The sequence below is a fragment of the Streptomyces sp. MBT53 genome (assembly GCF_016654115.1).
GTDB lineage: Bacteria > Actinomycetota > Actinomycetes > Streptomycetales > Streptomycetaceae > Streptomyces.
The window spans coordinates 1-13,364 of the sequence record NZ_JAEQAZ010000214.1 but is presented as its reverse complement, the minus strand read 5'-3'; the positions used below and the strand labels follow the sequence as shown (position 1 = coordinate 13,364).

The 13,364-nt window shown below is 72.4% G+C and carries 8 protein-coding genes, 1 pseudogene and 1 riboswitch; of the genes and pseudogenes, 5 read left to right on the top strand and 4 right to left on the bottom strand.

The annotated features are described in order from the left end of the window. The 3 genes and pseudogenes from JHN45_RS43880 to JHN45_RS43870 all read left to right on the top strand — a co-directional run. Window positions 1–826 (top strand): PP2C family protein-serine/threonine phosphatase (locus tag JHN45_RS43880; RefSeq protein ID WP_201054900.1); only part of this gene is annotated, 826 nt, incomplete at its 5' end. A 152-nt stretch (window positions 827–978) separates the two neighbouring features. Next, window positions 979–1,135, top strand: a riboswitch (cyclic di-AMP (ydaO/yuaA leader). 11 nt (window positions 1,136–1,146) lie between these two features. After that, complete coding sequence (locus tag JHN45_RS43875; RefSeq protein ID WP_201054899.1) at window positions 1,147–2,154, top strand: M23 family metallopeptidase; 1,008 nt, start codon at window positions 1,147–1,149, stop codon at window positions 2,152–2,154. A gap of 61 nt (window positions 2,155–2,215) precedes the next feature. Continuing rightward, window positions 2,216–3,191, top strand: a pseudogene (locus JHN45_RS43870) (aldo/keto reductase). A gap of 6 nt (window positions 3,192–3,197) precedes the next feature. Here the strand turns inward: JHN45_RS43870 and JHN45_RS43865 are convergent. The 4 genes from JHN45_RS43865 to JHN45_RS43850 all read right to left on the bottom strand — a co-directional run bounded on the left by JHN45_RS43865 (window position 3,198) and on the right by JHN45_RS43850 (window position 8,323). Beyond that, window positions 3,198–4,517, bottom strand: a complete 1,320-nt coding sequence (locus JHN45_RS43865) for a PrsW family intramembrane metalloprotease (RefSeq protein WP_201054898.1) — start codon at window positions 4,515–4,517, stop codon at window positions 3,198–3,200. Between the two features lie 49 nt (window positions 4,518–4,566). Continuing rightward, a complete protein-coding gene (trmB, locus tag JHN45_RS43860; protein WP_200715242.1) occupies window positions 4,567–5,370 on the bottom strand; it encodes a tRNA (guanosine(46)-N7)-methyltransferase TrmB in 804 nt (267 codons plus the stop codon). Between the two features lie 125 nt (window positions 5,371–5,495). Continuing rightward, on the bottom strand, window positions 5,496–6,749 hold the full coding sequence (lhgO, locus tag JHN45_RS43855) for an L-2-hydroxyglutarate oxidase (protein WP_201054897.1): 1,254 nt from the start codon (window positions 6,747–6,749) through the stop codon (window positions 5,496–5,498). 149 nt (window positions 6,750–6,898) lie between these two features. Continuing rightward, complete coding sequence (locus JHN45_RS43850) at window positions 6,899–8,323, bottom strand: MFS transporter (RefSeq protein ID WP_200715240.1); 1,425 nt, start codon at window positions 8,321–8,323, stop codon at window positions 6,899–6,901. A gap of 671 nt (window positions 8,324–8,994) precedes the next feature. Here JHN45_RS43850 and JHN45_RS43845 point away from each other — a divergent pair. Next, window positions 8,995–11,088, top strand: a complete 2,094-nt coding sequence (locus JHN45_RS43845) for an asparagine synthase-related protein (protein WP_200715239.1) — start codon at window positions 8,995–8,997, stop codon at window positions 11,086–11,088. A 163-nt stretch (window positions 11,089–11,251) separates the two neighbouring features. Continuing rightward, window positions 11,252–13,364: BTAD domain-containing putative transcriptional regulator (locus JHN45_RS43840; protein ID WP_307783364.1), on the top strand; the 2,113-nt coding region annotated here is incomplete at its 3' end.

The following is a 13,364-nucleotide window of genomic DNA, read 5'->3' as shown; positions in this document are numbered from 1 at the left end:
CGAAGTGGCCACCGTGGCCACGGTCGCCGGTCTCGCCGTCCTCATCAACGCCCTCGTCCGCCGCCGCAGCGAACAGCTCGCCTCCGTACGCGAGATCGCCGAGGCCGCCCAGCGCGCCGTACTGCCCGAACCGGCCGAGCGCATCGGCGGGTTCGAGATCGCCGCCCGCTACGAGGCGGCGCAGGAGGGCGCGTTCATCGGCGGTGACCTGTACGCGGTGCAGGACACCCCGCACGGGGTACGGCTGGTCGTCGGTGACGTACGCGGGAAGGGCATGGGCGCGGTCGCCGCCGTAGCCGTGGTGATCGGGGCGTTCCGGGAGGCCGCCGAGCAGGAGAGCACCCTGGAGGCGGTCGCGCAGCGGCTGGAGCGGGCGCTCGCGCGCGAGGGCACCCGGCGGGACGGGCTCGACGCGTTCGAGGGGTTCACCACGGCCGTCCTCGCCGAACTCCCGCACGGCGACGACGTGTTGCGGATCGTCGACCGGGGGCACCCGCCGCCGCTGCTCCTGCACGCGGACGGCACCGTGGACACCCTGCTCGTCAAGGAGCCCGCACTGCCCCTGGGAATGGGCGAGTTGGGGTTCTGGCCCGACCGCGCCGAGGAGTTCGCGTTCCCCGGCGGCGCCACCCTGCTCCTCTACACCGACGGCCTGTCCGAGGCCCGCGACTGCCACGGCGTGTTCTACGACCCCGGGGAGCGGCTCGCCGGGCGGACCTTCCGCAGTCCCGAGGCACTGCTCGGCCTCCTGGCCAAGGAGGTGCGCCGTTACTCCGGGGGCGGGATGACCGACGATATGGCGATGATCGCCGTACGCCGTCCATGACCGGTCAACTCACCCGTTTTTCGCCGGTCATGGGCTCTTCGTCCAGCAAGGAAAGGTTAATGATCAAGCGAACGGGCTTGGAAACGGGCGCCCGTGTCTATTAACGTTCGATAACGCAGCACGGTCGTCCCAGCCGTCACAAGAGACAGCTCCGTGCGCACGCGCCGAATCCCGCAAGGGAACCGGGGAACCACCACTTGGGGTGAATCGCACGTCGACAGTCGTGGGAACACGACCGGTTTACGCGCGTAGGAGACCTTCCTGCTCCGAACCCGTCAGCTAACCCGGTAGGCGAGAAGGAAGGAAAGGAGCACGCCCACGTGGCGTCCAACCAGGCTGCCCCAGAAGCCCCGTTCGTCTACGGCGGTTTCCGCCCCGACGAGGGCCCCTGGGAGGAGTGGAACCCCAGCGCGGAGTCCGTTCTTCCCAACCGCGGCAAGCACCGTGTCGCCAAGCAGCGTGGTGGCGGGGGATTCGCCCGCAGCTCCACCGTCCTGGGCGTCGGTGTCATAGCCGCCGTCAGCGCCGGCGGGATGGCCAGCGCCAACACCGGCAAGCCGCCCGTCTCGATCTCCCTGCCCGACCTGCCCTCCGTGGGCCACCTGCTGGACGACTCCTCCAGCACGCCGAAGGGCTCCGCGACCGCGCTCAGCAGCGTCGGCGTGACCACCACCGAGACCGCCAAGGGCACCTCGGACGCCGGTGAGCTGCTGCGCAACCGGATCATGGAACAGGCCGAGCTCCAGCAGCTCCAGGTCGACGGCAAGTCCCAGGCCGCCGCCGAGGCCGCCGTCGCCAAGCAGGTCGACGCCGCCGCCGCGAAGGCCGAGCAGGACGCCGCGAAGAAGGCCTCCGACGCCAAGAAGGACGCCGAGGCCGCCGCCAAGAAGAAGGCCGAGGCCGCGAAGCTCGCCGCTCTCGCCAAGCAGTACACGCTGCCGGTCGGCTCGTACACGATCACCGGCACCTTCGGGCAGGCCGGTTCCATGTGGTCCTCCGGCTACCACACCGGACTCGACTTCGCCGCTCCCACCGGCACGCTGATCAAGGCCATCCACAGCGGCACGGTCACCGAGGCGGGCTGGGCCGGGTCCTACGGCTACCGCACGATCCTCACCCTCGACGACGGCACCGAGCTGTGGTTCTGCCACCAGTCCTCGATCAACGTCAGCGTCGGCCAGAAGGTCGCCACCGGTGACGTCATCGGCCGCGTGGGCGCGACCGGCAACGTGACCGGGCCCCACCTCCACCTGGAGGTCCACATCAACGGCGCGGCCACCGCGAGCGACCCGGCGCCCTGGCTGCGCAGCAAGGGCCTCAACCCCTGAGGGCCTCAAGGGGCTCAAGGGTCTGGAATATCCGGTTCCGGTCCGGCGGTTGAAGTGAAGCATGACTTCCCTTCGCAAGCTGGGCCGGTCCGACCTTGAGATCTTCCCGCTCAACCTCGGCGGCAACGTGTTCGGCTGGACCGCCGACGAGGCGACCTCCTTCGCCGTGCTCGACGCCTACGCCGCCGCGGGCGGCAACTTCGTCGACACCGCCGACTCCTACTCGGCGTTCGCCCCGGGCAACCAGGGCGGCGAGTCCGAGACCGTCATCGGCTGGGGGTCCCCCCACGCCTTTTAGGCAGTGGGGGAGGGTCAAGGCCCGCGGCAACCGCTCCGACGTCGTCATCGCCACCAAGGTCAGCCAGCACCCCGACTTCCCGGGCCTGTCCGCCGCCAACATCAAGGCCGCCGCCGACGCCTCCCTGCGCCGCCTGGACACCGACCACATCGACCTCTACTACACCCACTTCGACCAGGTCGAGGTGCCGGTCGAGGAGATCGTCGGCGCGCTGGACGAGCTGGTGAAGGCGGGCAAGGTGCGGCACATCGCCGCCTCCAACATCACGCCCGAGCGCCTCCAGGCCTCCCTCGACTTCTCCGACCGCGAGGGCCTGGCCCGCTACGTCGCGATCCAGCCCCACTACAACCTGGTCTCCCGCGACACCTACGAGGGCGAACTCCGGGACGTGGCCGAGCGCAACGGCCTCGCGGCCCTCCCCTACTTCGCCCTCGCGGCCGGCTTCCTCACCGGCAAGTACCGGCCCGGCACGACCGTGGACAGCCCGCGCGCCGGACGGGCCGCCGGCTACCTCGCGTCCGAGCGCGGCCAGAAGGTCCTGACCGCCCTGGACGAGGTCGCCCAGGCCCACGACGCCTCCGTCGCGACGGTCGCCCTCGCCTGGCTCGCCGCCCAGCCCACGGTCGCCGCCCCGATCGCCTCCGCCAGAAACCTGGAGCAACTGCCCGACCTGCTCGCCGTGGCCGAACTGGCCCTCACGGACGCCGAGATCGAGCAACTGACACAGGCGTCCGCCTGAGGGTCCTCAGGTCCGGTACGGGTTGTACGCGGACTGCGGCGCCGCCGTGTTCCCGTACACCCCGTACACCGGCCACGGCGGCACCACCACCGGCACCGGCGGCGCGATCCGCCGCGCCGCGTACTCCAGCGCGGGCCGCGCCACCTCCCGCCCCTGCCACAGCTCGTGCAGCAACTCCCTTTCCCGTACGGCGAAGTCGGCGCCGGCGCGGCCCCGCGCGGCCCGGTGGCGCAGGAACGCCAGGGAGGTGGCGCAGGCCTCGTAGCGGGCCACTGAGCGGGCCGCGGGACGGCCGAGGCAGTGACCGGCGTACTCGCGGGCCAGCCGGCGGGCCTTCATCGAGCCCAGCACGAACGGTTCCACGGGCGTCAGCCAGCCCGCGAACACATACACCGGCAACTCCTCGCGCACCGCGCGCAGTTCACGCTGCCGGGTCCACACCGCGAGCCAGGTCAGCAGACCGAACGCGGGCACCATGAACAGGCCGTAGACCTCGAAGAAGCCGTACTGGCCGAAGGTCGAGGAGCCGTTCCAGACCGCGTGCATGCCCATCGCGAACAGCAGTCCGGTCAGCGGGAGCAGGACGCGCCGGACGTGGCGCCGGTCGGAGGAGCGGGCGGCGAGGCCGAAGCCGATGCCGGTGAGGACGGTGAACAGGGGGTGCGCGAACGGGGACATGACGATGCGCACGAAGAAGGTCGCCGCCGTCACGGAGGTGAAGCCGCGGTCGCCGGTGAGCTGGTCGGTGCCGAAGGCGGTGCCGAGGTAGAGGATGTTCTCGGTGAACGCGAAGCCGGTGGCGGTGACCCCGGCTATCACCACGCCGTCGACGATCCCGGTGAAGTCCCGTCTGCGGAACAGGAAGACGAGCAGGACGGCCGCCGCCTTCGCCGACTCCTCCACGATCGGGGCTATCACCGTCGCGCCCAGGGTGTCCGCGCTGGTCGGGTCGGCGGTCGCGGTCGCTATCCATCTGGTGGCGAAACTGTTGGCGACGATCGCTATCAGCGCGGCGGCACAGGCGCCCCAGGCGAAGGAGAACAGGAGATTCCGCCAGGGGCCGGGGTCGACCCGGTCCAGCCAGCGGAACGCGGCGACGAGCAGCGGCACGGGCAGCACGGCGAGCCCGAGACCCACCAAGAACCCTTCCGTACCGGTCTGTTGGCGGACGAGGGCAAGGATGACGAGGCCGGACAGCGCGAGCAGCGTGATCAGCGCGCCGTAACGGACCCCCGTCCGGTGCCACCAGCGCCCGCGCGGCACGTGCCCGGGCACACCACCGGCCGGGTGGCCGGGGTGCGGTGGGTACGGCGAGTACGTGGCCACGGCATCGACCCTAACGAGGTAAGGGCACGGCCCGCGAGGGAGCCTGGCTTCAGCGCTGGTCGTCGTGGGGTACGCGACGGAACAGCAGATCGTTCACGACATGACCCTTGTCCAGTCCCTGCCCCTCGAAACGGGTCAGCGGCCGGAAGTCCGGACGAGGCGCGAAATCACCGTCGGGTTGGCTGTTCTCGAAGTCCGGGTGCGCGCCCAGCACTTCGAGCATCTGCTCGGCGTACGGCTCCCAGTCCGTGGCGCAGTGCACGGTCGCCCCGGGCTTGAGCCGGGTCGCGGCCAGCGACAGGAACTCCTCCTGGATCAGCCGCCGTTTGTGGTGCCGCTTCTTCGGCCAGGGGTCCGGGAAGTAGACGCGCAGCCCGTCGAGCGAGTCCGGCGCGAGCATCTCGCGCAGCAGGATGATCGCGTCCCCGTTGGCGACCCGGATGTTGGAGAGCCCGTGGTGGTCGGCGAGGCCCAGCAGATTGCCCTGGCCCGGGGTGTGCACATCGGCGGCGAGGATGTTCGTCGCCGGGTCGGCGGCAGCCATCTGCGCGGTCGCCTCACCCATCCCGAAGCCGATCTCCAGCACGACGGGGTTGTCGTTCCCGAACAGCTCGGTCAGGTCGAGATTCCGCTGACCGTCGATGTCCAGGCCCCACTTGGGCCACAGCCGTTCCAGCGCGTCGGCCTGCGCCGTCGTCACACGACTCCGGCGCGGCTGGAAACTCCGGATCCGCCGCTCGAAGTGCGACCCGGCGGGATCGGGCTTGGGCCCGTCGGGGAAACGGGGTTCGTCCCTGCGGGTGCGCTGCGCTGGCTGGGCGGGGGCGTCGGGGGTGTTGGGGGAGTCATACATGGTGCGGTGATTTTACGGGGCGTGCGCAGCGGCGTCTGCGTGGCTTGTGCCGTCTTGCGGGTGCGGGTGCGGGTGCGGGTGCGGGTGCGGGTGCGCTGTGGCTCGTCGCGCAGTTCCCCGCGCCCCTAGGGGGTTGCCCTTCCCGGCGATTCAAGTGGAAGGCGTTTCTCTTGGCCCAGTACGGCCAGTGCTCGCCTCGCCACCTCCCTCCCGATCGGCAGCGACGCCGTGGCCGCCGGGCTCGGGGCGTTGAGGACATGGACCGCGCGGGGGCCCTCCTTGATCAGGAAGTCGTCGACGAGGGTGCCGTCCCGCAGGACCGCCTGCGCCCGCACCCCGGCTGACGAGGGCGTGAGGTCGTCGGGTGTCACTGCGGGGAGCAGCCGCTGCACGGCACTGGTGAACGCGCTCTTGGACACCGACCGCCGCAGCTCCCCCGCCCCGTACCTCCAGTGCTGCCGCGCCATCCGCCACACCCCGGGCCAGGCCGCCGTGGTCGCGATCTCGCGGGGACGTACGACACCCCAGCCGTAGCCCTCGCGGGCCAGCGCCGGCACCGCGTTCGGCCCCACGTGCACGCTGCCGTCGATACCGCGCGTGAGGTGCACACCGAGGAACGGGAACGCCGGGTCCGGCACCGGATACACCAGGCCGCGCACCAGCTCGGGCCGCGTCAGCGTGTAGTACTCGCCGCGGAACGGCACGATCCGCATCTCGGGGTCGTCGCCGGTCAGCCGGGCCACCTCGTCGCACTGCAGCCCGGCGCAGTTCACCAGCACGCGCGCGCGGACGATGTCTCCACCGCCGGCACCGTCCGTCGTCCGGACGGCGACCCCGCGCTCCGGGCGCCGGTCGACATGGGCGACCCGCGCGCCGTAGCGGATCTCGGCGCCGGAGGCCTCGGCCAGGTGCCGGGCGACCGCGACGTAGTCACAGATGCCGGTGGTCGCGACCTCTATGGCGGCGAGCCCGCGCACCTCCGGCTCGTACTCGGGGATCTGGCTCCCGCCGAGCTCGCGCACCGGAATGCCGTTCTCCCGGCCGCGCTGCACGAGCGCGTGCAGGCGGGGCAGTTCGGCGCGCTCCGTGGCGACGATCAGCTTGCCGGTGACGGCGTGCGGAATGCCGTACTCCGCACAGAACTTGACCATCTCGGCGGCGCCGCCCACCGCGTACCGCGCCTTGAGCGAGCCGGGCCGGTAGTAGATCCCGCTGTGGATCACCCCGCTGTTCCGCCCCGTCTGATGCCGGGCGGGCCCCGCCTCCTTCTCCAGCACGGTCACCCGCGTCCCCGGAGCGGCCCGCCCGATCGCATACGCGACCGACAGCCCGACGATCCCACCCCCGACCACGAGCACATCACAGTCGTACCCGACCACCGCGCACCACCTCCCGGCTTCGATAGTGCACTGCACCACTGACAGTGCCTTCAAACCCGGGGAAGAGCAGCCCACCCAGGGCGCGGGGAGCTGCGCGACCAGCCACAGCGCGCCCCGCACCCACAAGACCACACAAGCCAGGCAAATCCCTAGGCGGGCGCCATCAACAAAGGCCGAGCCCGCTCCCGCAGCTCGACAACCCGAGGCTCATCCCCATACGGCTCCAGCCGATGCAGAAGATCCTTCACATACTCGGTGGTCCGGGCCGAAGAGATCCGACCGGCAACCTCCACCGCCCGCACCCCCTGCTCGCAGGCCGCATCAAGATTCCCCGACTCCAGCTCGGCCACCGCGGAAACAACAAGCCGGAGACCGTGCGAGCGCACGAACTCCTCCGTCGGCTTGGACAGCGCCTGCTCGGTGAACCGCCGGACCTGCCGAGGCGCCTTCAGATCCCGGTAGCACTCGGCCGCATCGGCGGCGAAGCGGTCGTAGCCGTAGAAGCCGAGCCAGGACGGATCGTTGTCACCCTCCCGGGACCGCTCGAGCCACCCCTCCGCGGCCTTCAGCGCCGCCCCGGCCGCCTGCGCGTCCCCCGCCTTCGCGTGGGACCGCGCCTCGACGAGCCGGAAGAAGCTCATGGTGCGGGCGGTCGCAAGCCCCCGGTTGCGCTCGAGCGCGGCCTGCGCGAGGTCGACGCCCTCGTCGCCGAACCCCCGGTAGGTCGCCTGCAGGGACATCGACGCCAGGACATAGCCCCCCAGCGGCACGTCCGCCGCCGCGCGGGCGAGCCGCAGCGCCTGGATGTAGTACCGCTGCGCGGCTTCCTGCTGTCCGGTGTCGAAGGCCATCCACCCGGCGAGCCGGGTGAGTTCCGCGCTCGCGCCGAACAGCGCTCTGCCGACCTCGTCGGAGTACGAGCCGAGCAGCAGCGGCGCCGCCTCGACCCGCAGGCATTCCGGCACCATCGACGAACGCCAGTCGCCGCCCCCGTACTTGGAGTCCCAGCGCCTGGCGTCCTCCGCGGCCTCCCGCAGTTTCTGCACATCGCTGTGGCCGACTTTCAGCGGTGCCCCGGAGCCCTCCGCGGAGTTCGCCTCGCGTGCCACCGAACTGTCGGCCGGGGTTATCAGCCAGCGTGAGGCGGGCGTTGCGTATGCGCTGACTGCGAACGACCCGGCGAGCGACTGCCAGATGCCGCCGGAGCCGGCCCGGCGGCCGGCGAGGTCGAGTCGGTACAACTCCGTTGCGGAACGCACGGCTTGACCGACGTCCCGGGGGAATGCGAGGCCCACTTCCGGCGCGGGATCCGCGTCCGCCAGGCCGATCTCGTGGAGCGGCACCGGGCGGCCGAGCTTCTGGCCGATGGCGGCCGCGATGAGGTGCGGGGCGGCGCCCTGGGGCACCATTCCCTTCGACACCCAGCGCGCCACCGACGTCTTGTCGTAGCGAAGTGTCAACCCGCGTTGAGCGCCAAGATCGTTGACGCGACGCGCGAGTCCTGCGTTGCTGATTCCCGCGAGGGCGAGAACGGTGCCGAGTTTTTCGTTCGGCCCGCGTTGCTCCCTGGACATGCGCCACCCCTCGACACAGACGGCTGCCGCGCTGGCATAACCATGCGGCATTCGTAAACCCAGCGTAGTTCGCCGCATCCCAAGCGTTAAGGGGCATTGTTCCGGATGGCGGGATTGTGGTCCGTACGCGAGTGCGGGGTTTGCACGGAGGGTTGCGACGTGCCCCCGCCGTGTGGCCGTGCGCCTGTGCGTGCGCTCTTCTCCGGCCATCGCGGGAGCGCTTCGATGGATCGTGCGTGGGTCGGCCCGCTGTACTGGATCCAGTGGGCTGGGGGACACCGCCGCCTACATCCCCGCGGGCGGCGGACCGGTCCGGGAGGCGTACTCCGCCTCCCGGACTGTGCGCGGTGCGAAGCGGTGCGCACGGCATGTACGGAGCGTGCGCGAGCCTGTGCTCGTAACACCGATTTGGCCGAAAATCGCCCCCGCCTCTCGGTGCCGAATACCGCTCCTACCACGGGAGTTGAGGGCGCGTTAGGGGTTTTGGGGGAGCGTATCGGGGGCGCATTCGCGTCGCGGACGTAGGGTCGTCCTTGTCCGGTTGTCCCTCGTCCAGGGCGTCTTCACGCGATCTCAAGCGGCTTCTCCGGCCCTCCGGAAGGCGTCCTTCATGGCAGCATGGTGCCCAGTTCGTGCGGTGCACTGGTTGTCCACAGCCTGTGGAGGCGTCGATGCGGTGGTTGGTGGGATGGAGCAGTACCGCCGCTGGAGCCGCCGCGATCGGTTCCGCGGGGGCGACCGGACTCGACGGCGAGACGGTCCATCCGGTGGGGTCCCAACTCCTGTGGGGAGACCCGGATCCGCTGTGGGCGGTCGGCGACTGGCGGCCCGACGAGGTACGCGTCGTCAAGGTCGACGCGGAGACCCGGATCGCGGTCCTCGGTACGTGCGGCGCCTCCGACGAGGAGCTGCGCCTCAGCCTGTTCTCCGCGCGCGGAGGGGCACTTCGGCATCTGACGGCCTGGTCGGGGAGTTACACGGCGGTCGTCAAGGTCGGCCGCCGCACCATGGTCTGCGGCGATCTCGCGGGCGCCAAGCCGGTGTTCTACACCCCCTGGGCCGGCGGTACGGCCTACTCCACGGCCGCGCTCCCGCTCGCCGACCTCATCGAGGCCAACCTCGACTTCGGGCACCTGGCAGCCCTGTTGGCCGCTCCGGACGTGCCCGCCGCGCTGCACGACTCCACTCCGTACGACGGCGTACGTCGCATTCCGCCGGGGCATGCGCTGATCCTGCGCGCCGGGGCGCGTGAGATCGCCGGGTACGAGCCGGTCGCCTCCCTCGCCGTCGCCGCCGCGCCCGTCGACCCCGACAGTGCGGTCGACGCCGTACGCGACGCACTGGTCGACGCGGTGCGTGCGCGCCTGTCCGCGCCCCGGCACGTTCCCGACATCGACCCGGGCCCGGTGCCCGGCATGGGACCCGCCGAACGGCGTGCCGCGCGCGGGATGCCCGTCCCCGGCATCGGCGCCGACCTCTCCGGGGGGCCCGCCTCCGGGACGCTCGCCCTGCTCGCCGCCGGACTGCCGGGCGCGCCCGGCACGGTCCTCGGGCACGGCACCGGCGCGGGTGAACGGCTCCTCGCCGTCACGTTCAACGATCTCGCCGTCCGCGGACGCGAGTCCGAGGTGGAGCGCGCGGGCACCCTCGCGGCCAACCCGCGACTGCACCACGTGGTCGTCACCGGCGGCGAGGACGTCCTGCCGTACGCCGAACTCGACGGCCCCCTCACCGACGAACCCGGCCCCTCCCTGATCACCGCGGCCCGCCACCGCGCCCGGCTCGCCGCGGGCAGCGCCGACCACTTCACCGGCTACGGCGCCCGCCAGGTCCTGGACGCGCACCCCGCGCGTCTCGCGGATCTGCTGATGGACCGCAAACGGCGTCATCTGGTGCGCCCGGTGGCCGCGTTGGCGAAGGCGGACGGCTCGGTGATGGTCCCCGCGCGCGTGTACGGCGCGGCCCGGCGACTGGCCCGTACGCCGTACGGCGCCGGGCTCGAAGTCCTCGCCGACCGGTTGATGAACCAGCGTTTCGACGAGCCGGGCGGCGCCGTCGGGGCCTCCCTCGCCGCGCTCACCTGGGCCAGACCGGGGCCCGCCGCGCGTTGGCTGACCGGTGAGGCCCTAGCTGAAGTATCGGTTCGCCTACAAGGGGCGCCCAGCAGGCAAGGGGTCGGCCCGGGACAACGCCCCGGCGACTTCCGCGCGCGTGCCGCCCTCGCCCGCCACGCCTCCGACCTCCGCGTCCTGGAACAGGCCGCCGAGATCCGCTCCCAGCGCCTGCACACGCCCTTCCTCGACAACCAGGTGGTCCGCGCCTGCCGTTCCCTCCCCGAGGCGCTACGCGTCCAGCCAGGGGCCCGCGCGGCCATCCTCCGTACGGTCCTGGAGGGCGCCGGCGTCGGCGACCTCCCGCCGGGCTGGGGCGCTCCCTCCCACGCCTCGGCGGCGGCCGCGTCCCGCACCGGACTCCGGGTCGCCGCGGACTCCCTGATGGCCCTCTTCGACACACCCCTGCTGGCGCAGGCCGGCCTGGTCGAGGCCCGCGTCGTCCGCAAGGCGCTCCGCGCGGCGGCCCAGGGCGAACCGCTGCCCCTGGACGGCCTCGCGGACCTGGTCTCCCTGGAGCTGTGGCTCGGCCGCCTGCTGGCCCGCCGGGGCACCTGCTGGACGGGAACACCGGCACGCGCGCGTGCGGTACCAGCGGGGATCAGGCCCCAGCGGGGGGCGCTGGCATCGGGTGGGGGAGCGGGAGTGGCCTGAGGCGGCCCGCCCATGGGAGTCGCCCGAGAGGCACACCAGTAGGAGTGGCCCGACTGTCCCGCCGCGATGACTTCGGGCGCCGCACCCGCACAAACCGCCCCAACCACGGGCCCCGCCCACAAACGCCGTGACCTTGTCCCTCGTGCCCGGCGACAATGGCCCGGTGCGGTACAAAATCCTGGGCAATACCCGGGCGGAGGACGAGCGGGGCGCCGTCGTGGCGCTCGGCGGTGCGCGGCTGCGCGCGCTGCTCGCCGCGCTCGCCCTGCACCCGGGGCGGATCGTCCCCTTCGGGACCCTGATCGACGAGGTGTGGGCCGACGAGCCTCCCCAGGACGCCCCGGCCGCGCTCCAGGCCCTCGTCGGCCGACTGCGCCGTACCGTCGGCAAGGACGCGATCGTCTCCGACCCCGGCGGCTATCGGCTCGCGGCGACCCGGGACGACGTGGACCTGTACGTCTTCGAACGGCTGGTGCGCCAGGGCACGGCCGCTCTGGAGCGCGGCGAGGCGACCGTCGCCGCCCGCGACCTCGGCGAGGCGCTCGCCCTGTGGCGCGGGCCCGCCCTCGCCGACCTCCCCGACCGCTCCGCCGCCGCCCGCCCGGACGCGCTGCGCCAGGAGGCCACCCGCGCGCGGGTCGAGGCCGACCTGCTGCTGGGCCGCGCCGCCGACGCCGTACCGGAGTTGAAGGAACTGACCGCGGCGCACCCGTACGACGAACCCCTGCACGCCCTCCTCATCCGCGCCCTGCGCGACGCGGGCCGGGGCGCCGACGCGCTCGCCGCCTACGAGACCGCCCGGCGCGCCCTCGCCGACGGCCTCGGCACCGACCCGGGGCCGGAACTCCGCGCCCTGCACGGCGAGTTGCTCACGTCACCGGCTCCGGCCCAGCAGGCCCACCCCGCCCGGCAGGCGGAACGCGACGGCAACCTGCGTCCACGGCTTACCTCTTTCGTGGGGCGGGAACCCGAGATCGCCGCCATCCGTTCCGAAGTGCACAGGGCCCGCCTCGTCACGCTCACCGGACCGGGCGGCTCCGGAAAGACCCGTCTCGCCGAGGAAGCCGCCGCCGGGCTCCCGCAGGCGTGGCTGGTCGAGCTCGCCCGGCTCGACCGGCCGGAGGCGGTGCCGGGCGCGGTGGTCAGTGCCCTCGGTCTGCGCGAGACCGTGCTGATGACCACCGAGCTGGCGGTCCCGCAGGACGACCCCGTCGCCCTGCTGATCGAGTACTGCGCGGCGCGCAGCCGACTCCTGATCCTTGACAACTGCGAACATGTCATCGGCGCGGCGGCCGACCTCGCCGAGACCCTCCTGACCCGCTGCCCGGGACTCACGATCCTCGCCACCAGCCGTGAACCCCTGGGCGTCCCCGGCGAGTCGGTACGCCCGGTCGAGCCTCTCGTCCCCGACCAGGCGCACCGCCTCTTCGCGGAGCGCGCCGCCGCCGTCCGCCCCGACGCGGAGACCGTGCTCCAGGACACCGAAGCGGTCACGGAGATCTGCCGGCGCCTCGACGGCCTGCCCCTCGCCATCGAACTCGCCGCCGCCCGGCTGCGGTTGCTCACCCCCCGCCAGATCGCCGACCGCCTGGACGACCGCTTCCGCCTCCTCACCTCCGGCAGCCGCACGGTCCTGCCCCGCCAACAGACCCTGCGGGCCGTAGTCGACTGGTCCTGGGACCTCCTCGACGAGCACGAGCGGACCCTGCTGCGCGAGGTCTCCGTGTTCGCCGGCGGCTGGGACCTCGCGGCGGCGGAGAGCGTGTGCACCGGCCCCGCGGCGGACCTGATCGGCGCCCTCGTCGACAAGTCCCTGATCGTGGCCACCCCCGGCGAAGCGCACGACGGCATGCGCTACCGCATGCTGGAGACCATCCACGAGTACGCCGTCGAGCGCGCCGCCGAGACCCCGCTCCTGCGGACGGCGGCCGAGCGCCGCCACCGATCCTGGATACGCGCCCTCGTAGAGCAGGCCGAACCCCTGCTCCGCTCCGGGGCCCAACTCCCGTGGATCGCCCGCCTGGAGACCGAACTCGACAACTTCCGCGCGGCCCTCGACCGAACCATCACCGCAGGCGACGAGGAGGAGTCCGGCGCACTGGCCCTCGCCGTCGGCTGGTTCTGGTGGCTGCGCAACTACCGCCGAGAGGGCGTCGACTGGACGGAGCGAGTCCTGGGCCTGATCCCGACGCCGGACGCGGGCCCGCCCGTCGAGGCTCCGGACCCCGGCACGTCCGTCACGGGCTCGGACCCCGGCACGTCCGTCACGGGCTCGG